This is a genomic window from Stenotrophomonas sp. TWI700 (assembly GCF_039673645.1).
Classification (GTDB): Bacteria; Pseudomonadota; Gammaproteobacteria; order Xanthomonadales; family Xanthomonadaceae; genus Stenotrophomonas; species Stenotrophomonas maltophilia_AA.
Map to the genome: position 1 here is coordinate 155,045 of NZ_JBDJMB010000004.1, position 20,833 is coordinate 175,877.

The 20,833-nt window shown below is 63.8% G+C and carries 16 protein-coding genes and 5 tRNA genes; 1 reads left to right on the forward strand and 20 read right to left on the reverse strand.

The window, feature by feature from the left end:
- Nucleotides 1–63 precede the first annotated feature (63 nt).
- The 13 genes from rpoB to ABE473_RS05525 all read right to left on the reverse strand — a co-directional run bounded on the left by rpoB (nucleotide 64) and on the right by ABE473_RS05525 (nucleotide 11,138).
- Entirely contained in the window at nucleotides 64–4,218 is a 4,155-nt protein-coding gene (rpoB, locus tag ABE473_RS05465; RefSeq protein ID WP_179460849.1) for a DNA-directed RNA polymerase subunit beta, read from the reverse strand.
- Nucleotides 4,219–4,514: 296 nt separating this feature from the next.
- Complete coding sequence (gene rplL, locus ABE473_RS05470; RefSeq protein WP_019186119.1) at nucleotides 4,515–4,883, reverse strand: 50S ribosomal protein L7/L12; 369 nt, start codon at nucleotides 4,881–4,883, stop codon at nucleotides 4,515–4,517.
- 62 nt (nucleotides 4,884–4,945) lie between these two features.
- Complete coding sequence (gene rplJ / locus ABE473_RS05475; RefSeq protein ID WP_121044660.1) at nucleotides 4,946–5,479, reverse strand: 50S ribosomal protein L10; 534 nt, start codon at nucleotides 5,477–5,479, stop codon at nucleotides 4,946–4,948.
- Between the two features lie 387 nt (nucleotides 5,480–5,866).
- Nucleotides 5,867–6,565, reverse strand: a complete 699-nt coding sequence (gene rplA, locus ABE473_RS05480; protein WP_121044663.1) for a 50S ribosomal protein L1 — start codon at nucleotides 6,563–6,565, stop codon at nucleotides 5,867–5,869.
- A gap of 4 nt (nucleotides 6,566–6,569) precedes the next feature.
- Nucleotides 6,570–6,998: a 50S ribosomal protein L11 gene (rplK, locus tag ABE473_RS05485; protein WP_019186116.1), complete on the reverse strand. Its 429-nt coding sequence runs from the start codon at nucleotides 6,996–6,998 to the stop codon at nucleotides 6,570–6,572.
- A 243-nt stretch (nucleotides 6,999–7,241) separates the two neighbouring features.
- Nucleotides 7,242–7,802 (reverse strand): transcription termination/antitermination protein NusG, encoded by a 561-nt coding sequence (gene nusG, locus ABE473_RS05490; protein WP_019186115.1) that lies wholly within the window; start codon nucleotides 7,800–7,802, stop codon nucleotides 7,242–7,244.
- Between the two features lie 10 nt (nucleotides 7,803–7,812).
- Complete coding sequence (secE, locus tag ABE473_RS05495) at nucleotides 7,813–8,220, reverse strand: preprotein translocase subunit SecE (RefSeq protein ID WP_121044666.1); 408 nt, start codon at nucleotides 8,218–8,220, stop codon at nucleotides 7,813–7,815.
- A gap of 44 nt (nucleotides 8,221–8,264) precedes the next feature.
- A tRNA-Trp gene (locus tag ABE473_RS05500) sits at nucleotides 8,265–8,340 on the reverse strand.
- Between the two features lie 103 nt (nucleotides 8,341–8,443).
- Nucleotides 8,444–9,634: an elongation factor Tu gene (gene tuf, locus ABE473_RS05505; protein ID WP_152153932.1), complete on the reverse strand. Its 1,191-nt coding sequence runs from the start codon at nucleotides 9,632–9,634 to the stop codon at nucleotides 8,444–8,446.
- A 41-nt stretch (nucleotides 9,635–9,675) separates the two neighbouring features.
- A tRNA-Thr gene (locus ABE473_RS05510) sits at nucleotides 9,676–9,751 on the reverse strand.
- Nucleotides 9,752–9,798: 47 nt separating this feature from the next.
- Nucleotides 9,799–9,872 (reverse strand) — tRNA-Gly (locus tag ABE473_RS05515).
- A 28-nt stretch (nucleotides 9,873–9,900) separates the two neighbouring features.
- Nucleotides 9,901–9,986, reverse strand: a tRNA-Tyr gene (locus ABE473_RS05520).
- 138 nt (nucleotides 9,987–10,124) lie between these two features.
- Nucleotides 10,125–11,138, reverse strand: coding sequence for an isoaspartyl peptidase/L-asparaginase (locus tag ABE473_RS05525; RefSeq protein ID WP_346488754.1), 1,014 nt, complete (start codon nucleotides 11,136–11,138; stop codon nucleotides 10,125–10,127).
- Nucleotides 11,139–11,395: 257 nt separating this feature from the next.
- Between ABE473_RS05525 and ABE473_RS05530 the strand changes: the two genes are divergently transcribed.
- The gene (locus tag ABE473_RS05530) at nucleotides 11,396–14,143 is read left to right on the forward strand and encodes a TonB-dependent receptor (RefSeq protein WP_346488755.1); all 2,748 of its coding nucleotides are present in this window, start codon (nucleotides 11,396–11,398) and stop codon (nucleotides 14,141–14,143) included.
- 101 nt (nucleotides 14,144–14,244) lie between these two features.
- Here the strand turns inward: ABE473_RS05530 and ABE473_RS05535 are convergent, their stop codons facing one another.
- The 7 genes from ABE473_RS05535 to ispE form a co-directional block, all read right to left on the reverse strand.
- The gene (locus ABE473_RS05535; protein WP_346488756.1) at nucleotides 14,245–15,567 is read right to left on the reverse strand and encodes a DKNYY domain-containing protein; all 1,323 of its coding nucleotides are present in this window, start codon (nucleotides 15,565–15,567) and stop codon (nucleotides 14,245–14,247) included.
- A 620-nt stretch (nucleotides 15,568–16,187) separates the two neighbouring features.
- Nucleotides 16,188–17,279 carry a redox-regulated ATPase YchF gene (gene ychF / locus ABE473_RS05540; protein WP_088434937.1) on the reverse strand — a complete coding sequence of 364 codons (1,092 nt, stop codon included), beginning with the start codon at nucleotides 17,277–17,279 and terminating at the stop codon, nucleotides 16,188–16,190.
- 121 nt (nucleotides 17,280–17,400) lie between these two features.
- On the reverse strand, nucleotides 17,401–17,979 hold the full coding sequence (gene pth / locus ABE473_RS05545; protein WP_179460844.1) for an aminoacyl-tRNA hydrolase: 579 nt from the start codon (nucleotides 17,977–17,979) through the stop codon (nucleotides 17,401–17,403).
- A gap of 81 nt (nucleotides 17,980–18,060) precedes the next feature.
- Nucleotides 18,061–18,675, reverse strand: coding sequence for a 50S ribosomal protein L25/general stress protein Ctc (locus tag ABE473_RS05550; RefSeq protein WP_102789571.1), 615 nt, complete (start codon nucleotides 18,673–18,675; stop codon nucleotides 18,061–18,063).
- 111 nt (nucleotides 18,676–18,786) lie between these two features.
- Nucleotides 18,787–19,746 carry a ribose-phosphate diphosphokinase gene (locus ABE473_RS05555; protein ID WP_026070235.1) on the reverse strand — a complete coding sequence of 320 codons (960 nt, stop codon included), beginning with the start codon at nucleotides 19,744–19,746 and terminating at the stop codon, nucleotides 18,787–18,789.
- 136 nt (nucleotides 19,747–19,882) lie between these two features.
- Nucleotides 19,883–19,959: transfer RNA gene (locus ABE473_RS05560), tRNA-Gln, on the reverse strand.
- 9 nt (nucleotides 19,960–19,968) lie between these two features.
- A complete protein-coding gene (gene ispE / locus ABE473_RS05565) occupies nucleotides 19,969–20,832 on the reverse strand; it encodes a 4-(cytidine 5'-diphospho)-2-C-methyl-D-erythritol kinase (protein ID WP_346488768.1) in 864 nt (287 codons plus the stop codon).
- Between the last annotated feature and the right edge of the window lies 1 nt (nucleotide 20,833).

The following is a 20,833-nucleotide window of genomic DNA, read 5'->3' on the forward strand; positions in this document are numbered from 1 at the left end:
TGTCGATGGGGCTGTCGGTTCAGATCCGGCGGCGCGGCTGCCGGGGCAGCCGCGCCTGCACGATCAGTTGCCGTCCAGTTCCATGTTGATGGCCAGCGAGCGGATTTCCTTCACGAGGACGTTGAAGGATTCCGGCATGCCCGCGACCATCTCGTGCTCACCGTCGACGATGTTCTTGTACATCTGGTTGCGGCCCTGCACGTCATCGGACTTCACCGTCAGCATTTCCTGCAGGGTGTAGGCCGCGCCGTAGGCTTCCAGCGCCCAGACTTCCATTTCACCGAAGCGCTGGCCACCGAACTGCGCCTTGCCGCCCAGCGGCTGCTGGGTAACGAGCGAGTACGGGCCGGTCGAACGGGCGTGCATCTTGTCGTCGACCAGGTGGTTCAGCTTCAGGTAGTGCATGTAGCCCACGGTGGTGTGGCGATCGAATGCCTCACCGGTGCGGCCGTCATACAGCTGGGTCTGGCCGCTCAGCGGCAGGTCGGCCAGGGCAAGCATGTGCTTGATCTCGGCTTCGGTCGCACCGTCGAACACCGGCGTTGCCATCGGCACGCCGTCGGTCAGGTTGTCGGCCAGGCGCAGCAGCTCCTCGTCGCTGAACTGGGTCAGGTCGACGTGGTTGGCGTGCTGGGTCTTGTCGTGGTTGTAGACATCGTCCAGGAACTTGCGCAGGTCGCTGATCGCGGCCTGGGCTTCCAGCATGCCCTGGATCTTGCGACCCAGGCCCTTGGCGGCCCAGCCCAGATGCACTTCCAGAATCTGGCCGATGTTCATACGCGACGGCACGCCCAGCGGGTTCAGCACGATGTCCACGGTCTCGCCCGAGGCCATGTACGGCATGTCTTCGACCGGCACCACGTTGGAGACCACACCCTTGTTGCCGTGGCGGCCTGCCATCTTGTCACCCGGCTGGATGCGACGCTTCACGGCCAGGAACACCTTGACCATCTTCAGCACGCCCGGCGCCAGGTCGTCGCCCGCGGTGATCTTGCCGCGCTTGTCGGCGAAGCGACGCTCGAATTCCTTCTCGTGCGCCTGGATCTGCTTCTGGGCGCGTTCGATGGCTTCCGAAGCGTCCTCGTCCTTCATGCGCAGCACGAACCAGTCGGCCTTCTTCAGGCCGTCCAGGTAGGCGTCGGTAACGGTGTCGCCTTTCTTCAGGTTGGCACCGCCGTTGACCACCTTGCCCACGATCTGCGAGCGCAGACGGGCGTAGATGGCGCCTTCCAGGATGCGGAACTGGTCGTCGAAGTCCTTCTTGACGCGCTTGATTTCAGACTCTTCGATCTGACGGGCGCGCTTGTCCTTCTCGATACCGTCGCGGGTGAAGACCTGCACGTCGATGACGGTGCCGTCCATGCCCGGGGGCACGCGCAGCGAGCTGTCCTTCACGTCCGAAGCCTTCTCGCCGAAGATCGCACGCAGCAGCTTCTCTTCCGGGGTCAGCTGGCTTTCGCCCTTCGGGGTGACCTTGCCGACCATGATGTCGCCGGCGCGGACTTCCGCACCGATGTACACCACGCCGCTCTCGTCCAGGCGGTTCAGTGCCTGCTCGGAGACGTTCGGGATGTCGGCGGAGATTTCCTCCGGCCCCAGCTTGGTGTCACGCGCGACGCAGGTCAGCTCTTCGATGTGGATCGTGGTGTAGCGATCCTCTTCCACCACGCGCTCGGAGAGCAGGATGGAGTCTTCGAAGTTGTAGCCGTTCCACGGCATGAAGGCGATCAGCATGTTCTGGCCCAGGGCCAGTTCGCCGATGTCGGTGGACGGACCATCGGCCAGCACGTCGCCACGCGCCACCACGTTGCCCACTTCCACCAGCGGACGCTGGTTGATGCAGGTGTTCTGGTTGGAGCGGGTGTACTTGATCAGGTTGTAGATATCCACGCCGGCGTCGCTCGCGTCGGTGATCTCCACTTCGTTGACCTTGACCACGATGCGGCCGGCGTCGATCTGCACGATCTCGCCGCCACGACGGGCGTTCACGGTCACACCCGAGTCACGGGCCACGGCGCGTTCGATACCGGTACCCACCAGCGGCTTCTGGGCACGCAGGGTCGGCACGGCCTGACGCTGCATGTTGGCGCCCATCAGTGCGCGGTTGGCGTCATCGTGCTCCAGGAACGGGACGAGCGCGGCAGCGATCGACACGGTCTGCATCGGCGAGACGTCCATGAAGTGGACCTCTGCCGGCGGCTTGAGCAGCGATTCACCCTGGAAGCGGCACGGTACGAACTGCTCGGTGAGCATGCTCTTGGCATCGGTCAGGGCGTTGGCCTGGGCGATGACGTACTCGTTTTCTTCGATGGCCGACAGGAATTCGATCTCGTCGGACACCTTGCCGTCCGCGACCTTGCGGTACGGGGTCTCGAGGAAACCGTACTGGTTGGTGCGGGCGTACACGGCCAGCGAGTTGATCAGGCCGATGTTCGGGCCTTCCGGCGTTTCGATGGTGCAGACGCGGCCGTAATGGGTCGGATGCACGTCGCGCACTTCGAAGCCGGCGCGTTCGCGGGTCAGACCGCCCGGGCCCAGGGCCGAGACGCGACGCTTGTGCGTCACTTCCGACAGCGGGTTGTTCTGATCCATGAACTGCGACAGCTGCGAGGAGCCGAAGAACTCCTTGATGGCCGCGGCGACCGGCTTGGCGTTGATCAGCTCCTGCGGGGTCAGGCCTTCGGATTCGGCCATCGACAGGCGTTCCTTGACCGCGCGCTCGACGCGGACCAGGCCCACGCGGAACACGTTCTCGGCCATTTCACCGACCGAACGCACGCGACGGTTGCCCAGGTGATCGATGTCATCGACCACGCCACGACCGTTGCGGATCTCGGTCAGGACCTTGATCACGTCCAGGATGTCGGAGCTGTCGGCATGCTCGGCGACCAGGCGCTTGGACTCTTCGTCGTTGCGCTCGCCGAAGTACTTGCGGTCGTACAGCACGGCTTCGCCGGTGACAGCCTTGCGGCCGACACGGCGGTTGAACTTCATGCGGCCGACCGTGGACAGGTCGTAGCGCTCGAAGGTGAAGAACAGGTTGTGGAACAGGTTCTGCGCGGCGTCCTTGGTCGGCGGCTCGCCCGGACGCATCATGCGGTAGATCTCGACCAGCGCTTCCAGCTGGGTCTTGGTCGGGTCGATGCGCAGGGTGTTGGACAGGTACGGGCCACGATCCAGATCGTTCACCCACAGGGTGCCCACGGCATCCACACCGGCCTTGCGGAAGGCCTGCAGCTGCTCGTCGGTGATTTCGTCGTTGGCCTGGGCCAGCAGTTCACCGGTGTTGGCATCGACCACGTCGTGCGACAGGATGCGGCCGACGATGTAATCGTCCGGCACGGCCAGGGCGGCAATGCCCGAGGCTTCCAGCTGCTTGACGTGGCGCGCGGTGATGCGCTTGCCGGCTTCGACGATGACCTTGTCGCCATCGGCCAGGTCGAAGTTCAGGGTTTCGCCGCGCAGACGCTCGGCCACCAGTTCGAGCTGCACACCTTCATCGGGGTTGATGTGGAAGGTGTTGATCTCGAAGAACTCAGCCAGCATCTCTTCGTTGCTGTAACCCAGCGCACGCAGCAGGATCGACACCGGCAGCTTGCGGCGACGATCGATACGGGTGAACAGGGCGTCCTTCGGGTCGAACTCGAAGTCCAGCCAGGAGCCGCGGTACGGAATGATGCGGGCGCTGTACAGCAGCTTGCCCGAGCTGTGGGTCTTGCCACGGTCGTGGTCGAAGAACACACCCGGCGAACGGTGCAGCTGCGAGACGATCACGCGCTCGGTACCGTTCACGATGAAGGTGCCGTTGTCGGTCATCAGCGGGATTTCGCCGAGGTAGACCTCCTGCTCCTTCACGTACTTGATGGCCTTGGTCGACGACTCACGGTCGTAGATCACCAGGCGCACGGTCACGCGCAGCGGCGCGCCGTAGCTCATGCCGCGCTGGCGGCATTCGCGCTCGTCGAACACCGGGTCGCCGAGCTTGTAGCCGACGTATTCCAGGGCAGCGTTGCCGCTGTAGCTGGAAATCGGGAACACCGACTTCAGGGCCGCGTGCAGGCCGTGGTCCGTGCGCTTGGCCGGATCGACGTTTTCCTGCAGGAATTCACGGTAGGAATCGACCTGGATGGCAAGCAGGAACGGCACTTCGAGGATCGAGCGCTGCTTGCCGAAATCCTTGCGGATACGCTTCTTTTCGGTGAACGAATAAGACGTCATGAGGTATCACCTTGGCTGTGCGGATCGTGCGTCCACGACCCGAGGGGAAACTGAAATTGTCAGTTGGAAGTCGCTGGTATTGCCGGCACCAGCACGCCTTCTCCCGCTACTTCCAACTGCCAACTCGTCTGCATCCACTCCCCTGCCCGCGCGCCTGGGCGCGGCTGTGACCGGGGATGACCGCAGCCCGTGTTGGGCTCGTATTTCGGGTGTTGCGTGAAACGACCAAAGGCCGGGGGCTTACGCCCCCAGCCTTGGCTGCATCGCCGTGATTCGATGGCGAGGCAAGGAACTGCTTACTTGACTTCGACAGTCGCGCCAGCAGCTTCCAGGTCCTTCTTGAACTTGGCAGCGTCGTCCTTCGAAGCGGCTTCCTTGATCATGCCGCCGGCTTCAGCCAGATCCTTCGCTTCCTTCAGGCCCAGGCCGGTGATGGCGCGGACAGCCTTGATGACTTCGACCTTCTTGTCGCCGGCCGACTTCAGGATGACGTCGAATTCGGTCTGCTCTTCAACAGCGGCAGCCGGGCCAGCAGCAGCAGCTGCGGCGACCGGAGCAGCGGCGGAGACGCCGAACTTCTCTTCGATGGCCTTGACCAGCTCCATCACTTCCATCAGGGACTTCTCGGCGATGGCGTCGACGATCTGTTCGTTGGTAAGGGACATTTTGATTACCTTTGGATAATTTTCTGGGTTGAGGTTCCGTTCGGAACCACGGAAACGTCGACTCAGGCGGTTTCGGCGACCGGCTCGGCAGCGTCAGCGGTTTCACCGCCACCCTGCTTGTCGGCCACGGCCTTGACGGCACGGGCGAACATCGTGGCCGGCTCGGCCAGGACGCGGGCCAGCATGGCCAGGGCCTGATCACGGGTCGGCAGCGAGGCCAGCACGTCGACATGGCCAGCCGGGAACAGTTCCCCGCCGATGGCCACGACCTTTGCCTGCAGCTTGTCGTTGGTCTTGGCAAAATCCTTGATCAGGCGACCGGCTGCGCCGGGCTCCTCGAGCGAGAACGCGTACAGCAGCGGACCGACGAGTGCGTCTTTGGCGCATTCGTATTCGGTACCTTCCACTGCACGTGCCGCCAGCGTGTTCTTGACAACTTTCAAGAAAACGCCGGTTTCGCGTGCCTGCTTGCGCATCGCGGTCATCTGGGAGACCGTGGTGCCAGCGTATTCGGCTGCGATCAAGGAGTGGGCCTTGGCGGCGACGTCTGCCAGCTCGGCGACTACTTCTTGCTTCTGGGACAGATTGAGAGCCATTGCACTCCTCCAATTGAACTCCGCTTACGGCTCCTGCCGTGTGCGGTCCTGGGCGGCATCCGTCCTGGACGCCGGGAACATCAGGTGATGTTCCAAGGGTGGGCCGTTCTAGACCTGGATGGCCAACCTGGGAGAACCCAGACGTGCGTAAACCAGAAAAACTCCAGAAGGGCACCATCTACGCAGGGTGATTCCCGAAGGAATCGATTAAGCGTTCGGTACTGCGCCGGCGGCGACTCCCTGCCAATGCGAGCATCCCTGCCCGTCGCCGGTATGTACTGACCGCGCCTGCGGTCTTTGACGGCTATCTCCGCAGGGCGAGCCCCACTCGGATTGCCTTCAAATATCGCGGGTACCGGACCGGGGCCCGGTACCCGCTTGAAACGATTACTTCAGCGACAGCGAGGACTGGTCGATGGTCACGCCCGGGCCCATCGTCGAGCTGACCGAAACCTTCTGCAGGTAGGTGCCCTTCGAGGTGGCCGGCTTGGCCTTGACCAGATCCATCAGCAGCGCCTGCAGGTTCAACTTCAGCGCGTCTTCGGCGAAGTCGGCCTTGCCGATGGTGCAATGGATGATGCCGGCCTTGTCGGTGCGGTAACGCACCTGACCCGACTTGGCATTCTTGACGGCTTCGCCCGGGTTGGCCGACACGGTGCCGACCTTCGGGTTCGGCATCAGGCCGCGCGGGCCGAGCACGGTGCCCAGCTTGCCCACGACGCGCATGGCGTCCGGGGTCGCGATGACGACGTCGTAGTTCAGATCGCCGGCCTGCATCTTCTCGGCCAGGTCGTCCATGCCCACGGCTTCGGCGCCAGCGGCCAGGGCTTCGTCAGCCTTGGCACCCGCCGGTGCGAAGACGGCAACGCGCACGCTCTTGCCGGTACCGGACGGCAGCACGGTGGAACCGCGCACCTGCTGGTCGGACTTCTTGGCGTCCACGCCCAGGCGCACAGCGACGTCGAAGGACTCGACGAACTTGGCCTTGGTAGCGGTCTTCAGGATCTTGATGGCGTCCTCGAAGGCATATGCCTTGCCCGGGACGACGGCGGCCTTGATGGCCTTCTCACGCTTGGTCTGTGCCATCTTCTTAACCCTCTACCACGAGGCCCATGGAACGGGCAGAACCGGCGATGGTGCGCACCGCGGCATCCAGATCAGCAGCCGTCAGGTCTGCCTCCTTGGTCTTGGCGATCTCTTCGAGCTGCTTGCGGGTCACCTTGCCCACCTTCTCGGTGTTCGGGCGCTTGGAGCCCGACGAGATGCCTGCAGCCTTCTTGAGCAGCACGGCGGCCGGGGTGCTCTTGGTGATGAAGGTGAAGGTACGGTCCGAGTAGGCCGTGATGATGACCGGCACCGGCAGACCCGGCTCCAGCTTCTGCGTGGCGGCATTGAAGGCCTTGCAGAATTCCATGATGTTCAGGCCACGCTGACCCAGCGCAGGACCGACCGGCGGCGAGGGGTTGGCCTGACCGGCCTTCACCTGCAGCTTGATATAACCGACAACTTTCTTTGCCATGAGTATGCTCTCCGGGTGCTAGCGCCTTACGACAACAGGCTCCCCATCGGACCGGGAATCACGCGTCCCGGCATCGCGTTTTGAATTCACGCAGAAGGCCACCTCGCGGCGGCCCTTGCTTTTTGCCAGCTTCCTGGCAGGAAGCCGCGCACTATATCAGGTTTTTTCCGCCCTTGCCTCAAGGCTGGCGGGCGCAGACTGTTCAGGTTCCGGGCGGCCGCCCGGAACCCTGCTGCCTCAGGCTCAGACGGCCTTTTCGACCTGGCCGAACTCGAGCTCCACCGGGGTGGCACGACCGAAGATCAGCACCGAGACGCGCAGACGGCTCTTCTCGTAGTTGACTTCCTCGACCACGCCATTGAAGTCGTTGAACGGACCTTCGGTGACCCGGACCATCTGGCCCGGCTCGAACAGCACCTTCGGACGGGGCTTTTCCACACCTTCCTGAACGCGGTCCAGGATGGCGGCAGCCTCTTCATCACGGATCGGCAGCGGACGATCGGCGGTGCCGCCGATGAAGCCCATCACCTTGGAGGTGTCCTTGACCAGGTGCCAGCTTTCGTTGTCGATGCGCGGGATCCCGTTTTCTTCGTGGGTCTCGATCTGGACCAGCACGTAACCCGGGAAGAACTTGCGCTCGGAACGGCGCTTCTGGCCGGCGCGCATCTCAACCACTTCCTCGGTCGGGACCAGGACGTCACCGAAGCGCTCCTGCATCTCGTCACGCACGATGCGATCGCGCAGAGCCTGCGCAACCGACTTTTCGAAGCCCGAATAGGCGTGAACGACGTACCAACGCTTCACTGGTTTCTCCTTATCGACCCAGGAACCACTGGGTCAATTTCTGAATCACGAAGTCAAATCCGCCCAGCAGCAGGCTGAGGATGATCACGACAACGATCACCACCCAGGTCATGCGAATGGCTTCCTGGCGCGTCGGCCAGACCACCTTGCGCAGTTCGAAACGCGATTCGGAAAGGAATTCCCGCGTGTCGCGACCCTTGCCGGTCAGCAGGAACACGCCGAGGCCGGCCACCAGGCCAACGACAACGGCCAGACCGCGAAGCGGACCGGCCCATGCACTCTGGGAGGCATGCTCAGGAGCACCGAACCAATACCAAGCAAAAAGACCCGCCAACACCAGGATCGCTGCGACGGCGTACTTGACGATGTCACCCCCCGTGGAGGCGTTGTCTTTGGAATGCTCGATCTTGCTGTTCATCCGGCTCTGGCTACTGTGGCGGCATAGCCGCTGGAAGGGAGAAGTGGCACGCCAGGAGGGACTCGAACCCCCAACCTGCGGTTTTGGAGACCGCTGCTCTGCCAATTGAGCTACTGGCGTACTGAAAAAACTTGCCTTCCCTTAGACGGCGAAGGCGGACCGAGGTTCCCGGCCCGCCTTTCGCGAGACCGGCAGCGCTAAGCAACCGCCGGTAGTGCAAAAATTACGCGATGATCTTGGAGACCACGCCGGCGCCGACGGTACGGCCGCCTTCGCGGATCGCGAAGCGCAGGCCTTCATCCATGGCGACCGGGTTGATCAGGGTGACAACCATCTTCACGTTGTCGCCCGGCATCACCATTTCCACACCTTCCGGCAGTTCGCAAGCGCCGGTGATGTCGGTGGTACGGAAGTAGAACTGCGGACGGTAGCCCTTGAAGAACGGGGTGTGACGGCCGCCTTCGTCCTTGGACAGCACGTACACTTCGGCGTCGAAGGTGGTGTGCGGCTTGATCGAACCCGGCTTGGCCAGGACCTGGCCACGCTCGACGTCGTCACGCTTGGTGCCGCGCAGCAGCAGACCGGCGTTGTCGCCTGCCTGACCCTGGTCGAGCAGCTTGCGGAACATTTCCACGCCGGTGACGGTGGTCTTCTGGACCGGACGGATACCGACGATTTCGATTTCTTCGCCGACCTTGATCACGCCGCGCTCGATACGACCGGTCACCACGGTGCCGCGGCCCGAGATCGAGAACACGTCTTCCACCGGCATCAGGAACGGCTTGTCGATGTCGCGTTCCGGGGTCGGGATCCAGCTGTCGAGAGCTTCGACCAACTTGATCACGGCCGGCACGCCGATCTCGCTCTGGTCGCCTTCCAGCGCCAGGCGGGCCGAACCCGAGATGATCGGGGTGTCGTCGCCCGGGAAGTCGTACTTGCTCAGCAGCTCGCGGACTTCCATTTCAACCAGTTCCAGCAGCTCGGCGTCATCGACCATGTCTGCCTTGTTCAGGAAGACGACGATGTACGGCACGCCGACCTGACGCGAGAGCAGGATGTGCTCACGGGTCTGCGGCATCGGGCCGTCAGCAGCCGAACAGACCAGGATCGCGCCGTCCATCTGGGCAGCACCGGTGATCATGTTCTTGACGTAGTCAGCATGGCCCGGGCAGTCGACGTGGGCGTAATGACGTTCGGTGGATTCGTATTCGACGTGTGCGGTCGAGATCGTGATGCCACGTGCCTTTTCTTCCGGCGCGGCGTCGATCGACGAGTAGTCCTTGAACTCACCGCCAAAGCGCTCGGCACCGATCTTGGTCAGTGCGGCGGTCAGCGTGGTCTTGCCGTGGTCAACGTGACCGATGGTGCCGACATTGACGTGCGGCTTGGTGCGCTCGAACTTACCCTTGGCCATGGCTGCTTATCTCGAAATCGTCTGAATTGGTGGCACTTAGATGGTGCTCACGAAAGGAATCGAACCTTCGACCTCCTCCTTACCAAGGAGGTGCTCTACCGACTGAGCTACGTGAGCGAGTTTTGTATTATGGCACGAATTTGAATATATTCAAACTCATTCAATGGAGCGGGAGACGGGGATCGAACCCGCACCATCAGCTTGGAAGGCTGAGGTTCTACCATTGAACTACTCCCGCATCGGAAGCTCTTGCCACAACATGAAACTGGTGGAGGGAGGTGGATTCGAACCACCGAAGGCGTAAGCCAGCAGATTTACAGTCTGCCCCCGTTGGCCGCTTGGGTATCCCTCCTCACCACCCTGTCCCGTGGCGCCGAAGCGTTTTCGGTGTGGGGTGGAAGAGCCGTGAATTTTGGGGATAAACGGGGGTTCTGTCAACAACCTTTTTGAATTTTTTCACATGAATTTCGAATTGCCCTGCCGGGACGGGCTATTGGCCCGGCAAGGCCAGGGTTTCGCTGGCGAAGATGGCCACGTGCGGCACGCCATCGGCACCGATCCAGCCGCGATACATGCCCTGGGTGTTGAACGGCGTCGCGGCGCGGCCATCGGCGGAGAGCACGATCGCGCCACCATCGCCACCGAGGGCGGGAATGCGCTCGTTGATCACCGCACGCCCGGCTTCCACCGGCCCCTGCTTGAGGTACTGCATGCGCGCGCAGATATCGTAAGCGGCCGCAGTGCGGATGTAGTACTCGCCCCAGCCGGTGCCGGACACCGCACACCCCGCATCGGCGTAGGTGCCGGCGCCGATGATCGGTGAGTCGCCGACACGGCCATAGCGCTTGTTGGTCATGCCGCCGGTGGAGGTGCCCGCGGCCAGCTTGCCGTCCTTGTCCAGTGCGACCGCGCCGACCGTGCCGAAGTGGCGCGCGGTTTCCAGATCCGCATGGGCCTGGCCACCGGCCTCTTCTTTCAGCGCCTTCTGCAGCTGCTGCCAGCGCTTGTCGGTGCGGAAGTAGGACGGATCCACCAGGGGGATGCCCTGGCTGCTGGCGAACGCCTCGGCGCCCTGCCCGACCATCATCACGTGCGGAGAATGCTGCATCACCGCTTCGGCGAGCAGGATCGGATTGCGCACGCGCTGCACGCCGGCCACCGCACCGGCCTTGAGCGTGGCGCCATCCATCAGCGAGGCATCCAGTTCATTGCGACCGTCGTGGGTGAATACCGCCCCTTTGCCGGCATTGAAGGTGGGATCGTCCTCGAGCACGGTGATCGCCGCGGTAACGGCCTCCAGCGCCGGTTTGCCCGCCGCCAGCGCGGCATGGCCTTTCAACAGCGCCTGCTGCAGGGCCGCGCGCGCGGCTTTTTCCTCGGTGGGCGAGAGATCCTTGCGCTCCACCCCCGCTCCGCCATGGATGACCAGCACCGGCTCGGCGGCGGTGGCCGCCAGCGGGAGCGACAGACACAGCGAGAGCAGCAACGCGCTTGAACGGGGCATGGGCAACGCACTCTGATGGGCGGGTCCCCATCATGGCGACAGCGGCCCGGCGTGGGTAGACCGCTGTGGCTCGCGCAGGCGCCCGCCGCAGCGGGCAGAGAGCATGAAACGCAGGTGTAAGCGCTTCCACCCCGTGCCAGAGAAATTGGCAGTGGTCAACCTTGTAAAAAAGGCGTTAAATGCGCGCCGTCCATTCACGAAATGTGAATGGGGGACAGGCCTCCCTCGAGGCCGACACTTTCTTCTCGAGAATTCTCATGCGTAAACAGGCGATGGCGTGGTCGATCCAGCTGGCGTTGATGGGTGTGGCCGCAACCGCGGCGGCCCAGACGTCCGCCCCCGGGGTGCAGCAACTGGATACGGTGCAGGTCACCGGCTCGCGCATTCCGCGCGCGCAGGTGGAGGGGCCGGCCCCCGTCACCGTCATCACCGCCGAGCAGATCCAGGCCAGCGGCTTCACCAGCGTGCCGGACGTGCTGCGCTCGATGACCCAGAACGGGGGTGAGACCCAGAGCCAGCAGTCCTCCAGCGGCGCGGACTTCTCCCCCGGTGCGCAGCAGGTCGACCTGCGCGGCCTCGGCCCCAACCACACCCTGGTGCTGGTCAACGGCCGCCGCATCGCCGATTTCCCGATGCCCTTCCAGGGCCGCAGCAATTTCACCGACGTCTCCAACATCCCGATCGGGATGATCGAGCGCATCGAAGTGCTGACCGGCAGCGCCTCGGCGATCTACGGTTCGGACGCGATCGCCGGCGTGGTCAACTTCATCCTGAAGAAGCAGGTCGATGGCACCACGGTCGACATGCGCATGGGCACCACCAGCGAAGGCGGCGGTGAGTCCTTCGACATGAGCATCGCCAGTGGCTTCGACGCCGGCCGCTTCAGCGCGGTCTACAGCCTGGAACTGCAGTCGCAGACGCCGCTGTGGGCGTATGAGCGTAGCCAGCAGGATTCCACCCTGGATGCACCGACCGAGAGCGCCCGTGCCGCGCGGCGCGCCTACCTGCGCACCGACTACAACGATGACTACCTCGATCCGGGCCAGGCCACCTGCGATGCGCTGGCCGGCCAGAACAACGGCAGCACCCAGTACGCGGAGCGTGCGCGCTATGGCTTCTACTGCGGCAGCGACCGGTCGATCGGCTACGGCACGATCCTGAGCAAGCGCCGCGGCGCCAACGGCTATGCCGCGCTGCGCTACGCCTTCGACAACGGCGCGGAATGGTTCGCCGATGTGCAGATGGGTTACCACGACCTGGCGCTGATGCGCGATGTGACCCAATGGGGCCGCATGGCCGCCGACGGCAATGAAGACGGCTACTTCTACAACCAGGCCACCGACCAGGTGGAGTTCTGGCAACGCCAGTTCTCTCCGGAAGAAATGGGCGGGTTGAACAACGGCATGGTGCGCAGCACGCAGAAGACCTTCAGCGTCACCACCGGCTTCAAGGGCGCGCTCGGTGCGGACTGGGAGTACGAGGCGTCGTTGAGCCACTCGCAGTACCAGTCCCGCATCCGCTGGCCGCAGATCATCGCCGCCAAGGCCAATGCGCTGTTCCTGGGCGAGCAGCTGGGCGAGTACACCGATGACGACGACAACGTGTTCCCGGTCTTCAATGCCGACCCGGCGCGCCTGTACCGGCCGCTGAACCGCAGCGAGTACGACGCGATCGCCGCACGCACCACCTATACGCCGAAGTCGCGTACCGATACCGCCGCGCTGACCCTGACCAACGGCGAGCTGTTCGAGCTGCCGGGCGGCAAGGCTGGTTTCGCGGCGACGGCCGAGTTCGGCAACCAGTCCTATGCACTGAACCCGGACCCGCTGGCGACGCAGTACTACTACTACAGCTGGAAGGACTCGGACGGCCACGGCAGCCGCAACCGCTGGGCGACCGCGGCCGAGCTGCGCCTGCCGCTGCACGACACGTTCAACCTCAGCGTGGCCGGCCGCTTCGACCAGTACCGCTACTCGGGCAACACCATCGGCAAGGCGACCTGGAGCGGCGGCCTGGAATGGCGCCCGATCGAGACCCTGCTGGTGCGCGGCTCCTACGGCACCGCCTTCCGCGCGCCGGACCTGCACTACGTCTATGCCGGCCCGGGCAATGACGAAACCAGCGCCAACGACTATTACGCCTGTGCGGCGGACGGCGGTGATGACTGCTCGGATTACGAGGAGAACCTGATCCGCACGCGCGAAGGCAATCGCAGGCTGGATCCGGAAACCAGCACCTCGTGGAGTGCCGGCTTTGTGTGGTCGCCAGCGCTGGGGCTGGACCTGTCGGTGGACTGGTTCGACATCGACATGCGCGACCAGGTGCAGGACATGGACGTGAGCACGATCCTGCGCGATGAGGCGGCCTGCCGCCTGGGCGGCGCCGATGCGGGCTCGCCGACCTGCGTGGATGCGATCAGCCGGGTCACCCGCACCAGCGATGGCCGTCTCTACGGCGTGCATGTGAGCCCGATCAACATCGCGCGCGAGACCACGCGCGGCATCGACGTGGGCCTGCACTACCGCCTGGGCACCGGGATCGGCGACTTCATCTTCAGTGGCAACCACACCTGGGTGAAGACCCACGATTTCCAGCAGTTCGAGGGCGATGTGGTCGAAGACCAGTTCGCGGTCAACAGCGGTTTCGATATCCCGCGCACCAAGACCAGTGCGAGCGTGACCTGGGAGAACGCGGCGTGGTCGGCCACGCTGTACGGCTCGCGCCTGGGCAAACTGCCGACCTACGACAGCTACGACCAGAGTTTCGATCCGGACAGCGGCGACAGCCCGTGGATCGGCGCGACGTACCGTTACAACGTGTCGCTGCAGTACCGCTTCGACGATCATTCGCGCCTGTCGCTGTCGGTGGTCAACATCGCCAACAAGCTGCCGCCGAAGGATGCGACGTACACGCCGTATCCGTACTACGACGTGTCCTGGTTCGATACGGTGGGCCGCACGATCAACCTGCAGTACACGCACAAGTTTGGCGGTTCGGCGCTGTAAGCGCGGTTTCTGGACCTGCACAGGGCCCGCCGCATGGCGGGCTTTGTGCTTTTCGTGGCCTGCGCTTGGCCATGACCCGGACAGGGCTGCTGTGGCCAGCGTCAGTCCCCTGCGGATGCCAACCTGGTCCACGCGGCGCGTACCGCAGCAATCACCTCGGGGTCAACCTCACGGTGTTGTTGGCACCACACATGGCGGGCATCAGCTGCGTAGGGGTAGCTCACGGGCTGAAAGGAGCAGGGATCCGCGTCAGCAAGCTGATGCTCATGGAACCAGACGCGGGTGTCGTCCCTGCACCACGGACCCTGCACCTTGGGTGCCCCTGGCGCGCAGCGTCCCAGTGCAATGAACATGGATCCGGTCGAGTCGTGGAACCACAGCTGCTCACGGTCCTGGAAGAAACCATTCCCCAGGCGCACCAGCGATGCAGCATCAATGCCCGCGCAGGCCACCCCATGTCGATACACAGCGTTACGCCCACGCGCGATACCTGCCTCCAGAATCTCGAACGTATCCGGGGATTCGGGAAGACGTTCCATGCCGTACCAGATCCTGGCGCCGTCGCCGTAGTAGTCGCTGTCCCTGCACAAGCGTTTGAAGCGCGCCGGGTCAACCTCATCGCAGGCGAAGTCACGGCCATCGCGGTCCGCAACGTATGCGTGATTGCCTACCACTACCGCGTTTCCAACCACGCGGAAACGCTCCTGCAATCCGGCGATGGGTCGATCCTTGAAATACAGGCGGTTGCCGTCCCGCCAGATCAGGCCAGCCACCCGACGGAAGTGAAAAGGGTCCGCTTCTTCGACTGGCCGAGCGGATGCGAGGCGGGAGGACCCGTAGTACACGTGCTTCCCGTCGGTGATGTACTCGTCGCCAAACCACAGGGGGCGGCCCGGCGTGGCCCTGCGCACGAAGGCGTTGCCACGCTTGTTGAAGCGCAGCACCAACTTTCGGAAGTAGAGCGCCTTCTGATGGCGCTGCTGCTCGGGCATCCACGCAATCAGCTTGGCAAGCAGAGGATCCAGCTCCGCCATCGCATCTGATGACAGGCCCCGTACCTTGCCCAGCCTGCCCTTGCCGACGCGCCACACGCCCTCCTCGCCCATCCCACCATAGGGATACCGACCCACAGCCACGTAGCCTTTGGCCTCCTCCCCTGCCAGTGAAGCCAGACACCGAAACAGATCCAGTTGCGGGACCGCGTCCTGCAGATTTCTGCCATCGCTCAGAAAGAACAGCAGCACCTGCTGTTCGGGAAGGTACTGGCAAAGGAACAGCTCTTCCGGGTTGCAGTCCGCAGTGTCGAGCAGGTCTGCAAGGGCATCGAGCACCTGCCGCTCGTCCGACAACGGCTGTTTGAGCCACTGCTCGAACAGCGCGGCGGGGACATGGATCTGCGCGGCAATTGACAGAGGCTCGCTCACGGGTGCTCCGGGCAATAAGGGTTGCCAACGCACGAATCCATTGCGGTGGTTGGCGCTGCGGGAATTGTCCGGCTCTGCTGGATCCACAACCATGCAATTAGTTGAAAAAGCAGAGCCATCCGCCACGGAGATCCGGTGGCCAACGCGGACGCGCCCTTCTTGTTTTCCACATACCCCGTGGAAACCCATGGGGGTTTGATGTGGACAAGTGCATGCAAGCCATGCAGCGCAACGCTTTCAGGGCGTGGCGATATTTTGTCCAGCCGCAGATCGCGGTTTTCCACACGCACCGTGGAGAGCGATGGGGGTTTGCTGTGGACAACCCCGGGTGAGCAATGCACTGCAACGGTTTTCAGTGGTGGTCATAAATTGACCACGTGGCTTGCGGGCGGGTGCGCCGGGGTGCCGGCCAGCGGCCGACACTACCGCGCAGGGGTTTTCCACACGGTGCGTGGAGAGGCGTGGGGGTTTGCTGTGGACAAGTGAGGCGGAGACATACCAGGCAAGGGTTTCGATGCCTGGTCATTTTTTATCCAGCCCACTCTGGTGCGGAATGTGCTTGGCACAAACGCAAACGCCCCGCGCGAGGCGGGGCGTTCGGGCATCAACGTGCGAGGAACTCAGACGTTGAAGCGGAAGTGCAGGATGTCGCCTTCCTGGACGCGGTATTCCTTGCCTTCCAGACGCAGACGACCCGCTTCCTTGGCACCGGCTTCGCCCTTGTACTTGATGAAGTCGTCATACGCGATGGTTTCGGCGCGGATGAAGCCCTTCTCGAAGTCGGTGTGGATGACGGCGGCGGCCTGCGGGGCGGTGGCACCCTTGCGCACGGTCCACGCGCGGACTTCCTTCACGCCTGCGGTGAAGTAGGTCTGCAGGCCCAGCAGCTGGTAGGCCGCGTAGATCACGCGGTTCAAGCCCGGCTCGGACAGGCCCAGGTCGGCCAGGAACGTATCGCGGTCTTCGTCGTCGAGCTGGGACAGCTCTTCTTCGATCGCAGCCGAGACCGGCACGACCTGCGCGCCCTCTTCGGCGGCACGGGCACGCACGGCATCCAGGTGCGGGTTGTTCTCGAAGCCGTCTTCCAGCACGTTGGCGATGTACATCACCGGCTTGAGGGTCAGCAGGAACAGGTCACGGACCAGCGCCTTCTCTTCCTCGTCCAGGCCGGCGGTACGACCGGCCTTGCCGTCGGCCAGCGCGGCCTGCAGCTTGGCCAGCACCGGCTTGCGGGCGGCCGCTTCCTTGTCGCCCCCCTTGGCGGCGCGCTCGGCGCGGTTCAGGGCCTTCTCGACGCTGTCCAGATCGGCCAGGGCCAGTTCGGTATCGATGGTGTCGATGTCCGAGAGCGGGTCGACCTTGTTGTTGACGTGGATGACGTCGGCGTTCTCGAAGCAGCGCACCACGTGGGTGATCGCATCCACTTCGCGGATGTGGGCCAGGAACTTGTTGCCCAGGCCTTCACCACTGGCCGCGCCGGCGACGAGGCCGGCGATGTCGACGAACTCCACCGCGGTCGGGATGACCTTCTGCGGGTTGATGATCGCGGCCAGCTCGTTCAGGCGCGGATCCGGCACCGGCACGATGCCGACGTTCGGTTCGATCGTGCAGAACGGGAAGTTGGCCGCCGCGATGCCCGCCTTGGTCAGCGCATTGAACAGGGTCGATTTGCCGACGTTGGGCAGACCGACGATGCCGCATTTGATACCCATCTTTGACAACCTCTGGGGTGAAAGTGATTGGGGAAACAGCGACGTTCGGCGCTGCTTTTCCAATCATTCTCCGTACCGACCAACGGTCGGTACCTACCGGTAACGTCAGTTACCGGCCACGCTACTTCGGGGTGTGCAGCCGCTTCATCGCTTCGCTGAAATCGCCGCGTACTGCCAGCGGCAGGACGTCGATCGCATCGTTGACGGCATGCCCGATCAGCACATCATCGTCCTTGCTGGCACGCCCCAGCACCCACGGGACCACGCGGTCCTTGTGGCCGGGATGGCCGATGCCGATGCGCAGGCGGTGGAACCGGCCATGGCCGAGCAGACGGATGGTGTCGCGCAGGCCATTCTGGCCGCCGTGGCCACCGTCGAACTTGAGCCGTGCCACGCCGGGCGGCAGGTCGAGCTCGTCGTGCGCCAGCAGGGTTTCTTCCGGTTCGATCTTCCAGAAGCGCTGCGCCGCGGTGACCGATTTGCCACTGAGGTTCATGAAGGTGGCGGGCTTGAGCAGCCATACCGGCTGGCCGGCGATGTCGACCTTGGCGGTCTCGCCGAACAACTTGCTGTCCACGCTCCAGCGCGCGCCGGCCTGTTCGACCAGGGCGTCAATGAAACGAAACCCGGCATTGTGCCGGGTCTGGGCGTGCTCGGGTCCGGGGTTGCCCAGACCAACGATCAATCGCAATCCTGTCATTACTCTTCTTTCGTCGGTACCAGCCCTGTGCCGGTACATACAGAAACGGCGCCTGCCCCGAAGGACAGGCGCCGCAATCACTTACTCTGCAGCCGGCGCTTCGTCGGCAGCTTCTTCCTTGCCGAGCTTGGCGGTGACGATCGCGTCGTCATGGTCCTTGCCCTGGGCCAGGGCCGGGATCTCGACGCCCTTCGGCAGCTTGATGTCCGACAGGTAGATCACGTCACCAGCCTTCAGGTCGGCCAGGTCGACGTCGATCGATTCCGGCAGGTCCTTCGGCAGGCAGGTGATGCTCACTTCCTTCAGTTCGTGGGTGACCACGACGTCGGCAGCCTTGCCGGCCGGCGAGGTGTCTTCGTTGATGAAGTGCAGCGGGACGTTGGCGGTCAGCGCTTCGTTCTCGTTCACGCGCAGGAAATCCAGATGCAGGATCAGCTGCTTGAACGGGTGGCGCTGCATGTCACGCAGCAGCACCTTGGTGACCTTGCCGTCCAGGTTCAGGTCCAGGATGGACGAGTAGAACCACTCGTTCTGCTGGGCCAGCCAGATTTCGTTGTGGTTGAGCTGGATGACGCTCGGCTCGACGTCGCCGCCGTAGATGATCGCCGGGATCTGGCCAGCGCCACGCAGGCGGCGGCTCGCACCCTTGCCTTGCAGTTCGCGCTGGACGACCTTGATTTCATGATTCTTGGCCATGCTGGTTTACTACCTTCGTTGTTTGCCCCGCCGTGATGGCGAAGCGATGAGGGAACATCCGCGACCAGATGTCCCCGGGAAACCACCCGCCGTTGCCGGCGGGCGGAAAAATCAATCCACGTACAGCGAGCTGACCGACTCACCGAAGGCGATGCGGCGCATCGTCTCGGCCAGCATTTCCGCCACGCTGAGCTGGCGGATCTTGCTGCACACCCGCGCCTCTTCACGCAGCGGGATGGTGTCGGTCACCACCAGCTCATCGAGCTGGGAGTTGTTGATGTTGTCCACCGCCGGGCCCGAGAGCACGGCGTGGGTGCAATACGCGGCGACCTTGAGGGCGCCACGCGCCTTCAGGGCTGCAGCGGCCGCACACAGGGTGCCGGCGGTATCGACGATGTCATCGACCATCACGCAGGTCTTGCCTTCGACGTCACCGATGATGTTCATCACGGTGGAGACGTTGGCGCGCGGGCGGCGCTTGTCGATGATCGCCAGATCGGCATCGTCCAGGCGCTTGGCGACGGCGCGCGCGCGCACCACACCACCCACGTCCGGGGACACCACGATCAGGTTCTCCGTGCCGTAGGCGCGCCAGATATCGGCGAGCAGCAGCGGCGAGGCGTACACATTGTCCACCGGCATGTCGAAGAAGCCCTGGATCTGATCGGCATGCAGATCCACCGTCAGTACCCGGTCAGCCCCGACAGCGCTGAACATCTTTGCAGCCACCTTGGCGGTGATCGGCACGCGCGAGGAGCGCATGCGGCGATCCTGGCGCGAGTAGCCGAAGTACGGCACCACGGCGGTGACACTGTTGACCGAGGCGCGCTTGAGCGCATCGATCAGGACCAGCAGTTCCATCAGGTTCTCGGCGCTGGGCGCACAGGTCGGCTGGATGACGAAGACGTCCTGCTTGCGGACGTTTTCCTCGATCTCGACCTGCACCTCACCATCGGAGAAGCGCGACACCAATGCCTTGCCAGGCCGCACCCCCAGTTCCTTGCAGATGCTCTGCGCAAGGCGCTTGTTGGCGTTGCCGGAAAATACCAGCAGGTTGGGGTGTTCTTGCATCATGACGGTCTCGGGCGGGAGCGATTGGCGGAGAACTGGGCCGCCGGCACCCGGAGGTGTCTGCGGTGACAACACCGCGGCGTATGCACCGCGCCCGCGCAGACATGCGCATGGAGTCGCGGCAGATATCCGCTAGTGGCAGGGGCGGGAGGATTCGAACCTCCGAATGCCAGGATCAAAACCTGGTGCCTTGGGCCTCTTGGCGACGCCCCTGCATCAAAATCAGTAACGCTCGAGTACATCAAGCAGTGGCGAGCGCTCCACGCCCGCAGCCACCCATGCCCGCAGTTCCTTCGGCAATTGCGCCAGGCCCTGCTCTGCAGCAGCGCGCGTGGCGAACTCGACGAAACAACCGCTTCCCGACCCGGTGAGTCGTGCCCGGCCGATACTGCTCAACGCTGCGAGCGCTGCCTCTACGGCAGGTTCGCGGCGGCGCAGGACCGGCTCGAACGCATTCCCGAGCAAAGACCCGGAAGCGAAGTCCGCTATTTTCGCCACTGGGGCATCCCGCGTCAAATCCGGTGATGCGAAAAGTGCCGGTGTCGGCACGTGAACGCCCGGATGGACCAGCACGAACCACGCCGGCGGCAACGCCATCGGGGTGAGCCGTTCGCCCACGCCTTCGGCCCAGGCGTTGTGGCCGCGCACGAAGACCGGCACGTCCGCGCCCAGCTGCAGGCCCAGCGCGGCAAGCGCATCCACGTCCAGGCCGGCGTTCCAGAGGCGGTTCAACGCAACCAGGACGGTAGCGGCGTCGGACGAACCGCCGCCGAAGCCGCCGCCCGCCGGCACCACTTTTTCGATACCGATGTCAGCACCTTGGGCGACATTCGCTGATTTTTTAAGCATATTGGCGGCACGCACCGCCAGATCATCGGCTTCGGCCACCCCGGCGACCGAGATGCCTTCACGCCGGATCCGGCCATCGTCCCGCACCCGCAGGTGGATGCGATCGCCCCAGTCGAGCAGCCGGAACACGGTCTGCAGCTGGTGATAACCGTCCGGGCGCCGCCCGGTGATGTGCAGGAACAGATTCAGCTTGGCCGGAGCCGGCCAGGTCGACCCGCCATCGACCGCATCCAGCATG

Bases quoted from the DNA above. Each gene is read 5' to 3' on its own strand.
- rpoB (WP_179460849.1), bottom strand. From the start codon at position 4,218: ATGACGTCTTATTCGTTCACCGAAAAGAAGCGTATCCGCAAGGATTTC.
- rplL (WP_019186119.1), bottom strand. From the start codon at position 4,883: ATGTCCCTTACCAACGAACAGATCGTCGACGCCATCGCCGAGAAGTCC.
- rplJ (WP_121044660.1), bottom strand. From the start codon at position 5,479: ATGGCTCTCAATCTGTCCCAGAAGCAAGAAGTAGTCGCCGAGCTGGCA.
- rplA (WP_121044663.1), bottom strand. From the start codon at position 6,565: ATGGCACAGACCAAGCGTGAGAAGGCCATCAAGGCCGCCGTCGTCCCG.
- rplK (WP_019186116.1), bottom strand. From the start codon at position 6,998: ATGGCAAAGAAAGTTGTCGGTTATATCAAGCTGCAGGTGAAGGCCGGT.
- secE (WP_121044666.1), bottom strand. From the start codon at position 8,220: ATGAACAGCAAGATCGAGCATTCCAAAGACAACGCCTCCACGGGGGGT.
- tuf (WP_152153932.1), bottom strand. From the start codon at position 9,634: ATGGCCAAGGGTAAGTTCGAGCGCACCAAGCCGCACGTCAATGTCGGC.
- ABE473_RS05525 (WP_346488754.1), bottom strand. From the start codon at position 11,138: ATGCCCCGTTCAAGCGCGTTGCTGCTCTCGCTGTGTCTGTCGCTCCCG.
- ABE473_RS05530 (WP_346488755.1), top strand. From the start codon at position 11,396: ATGCGTAAACAGGCGATGGCGTGGTCGATCCAGCTGGCGTTGATGGGT.
- ychF (WP_088434937.1), bottom strand. From the start codon at position 17,279: ATGGGTATCAAATGCGGCATCGTCGGTCTGCCCAACGTCGGCAAATCG.
- pth (WP_179460844.1), bottom strand. From the start codon at position 17,979: ATGACAGGATTGCGATTGATCGTTGGTCTGGGCAACCCCGGACCCGAG.
- ABE473_RS05550 (WP_102789571.1), bottom strand. From the start codon at position 18,675: ATGGCCAAGAATCATGAAATCAAGGTCGTCCAGCGCGAACTGCAAGGC.
- ABE473_RS05555 (WP_026070235.1), bottom strand. From the start codon at position 19,746: ATGCAAGAACACCCCAACCTGCTGGTATTTTCCGGCAACGCCAACAAG.
- ispE (WP_346488768.1), bottom strand. From the start codon at position 20,832: ATGCTGGATGCGGTCGATGGCGGGTCGACCTGGCCGGCTCCGGCCAAG.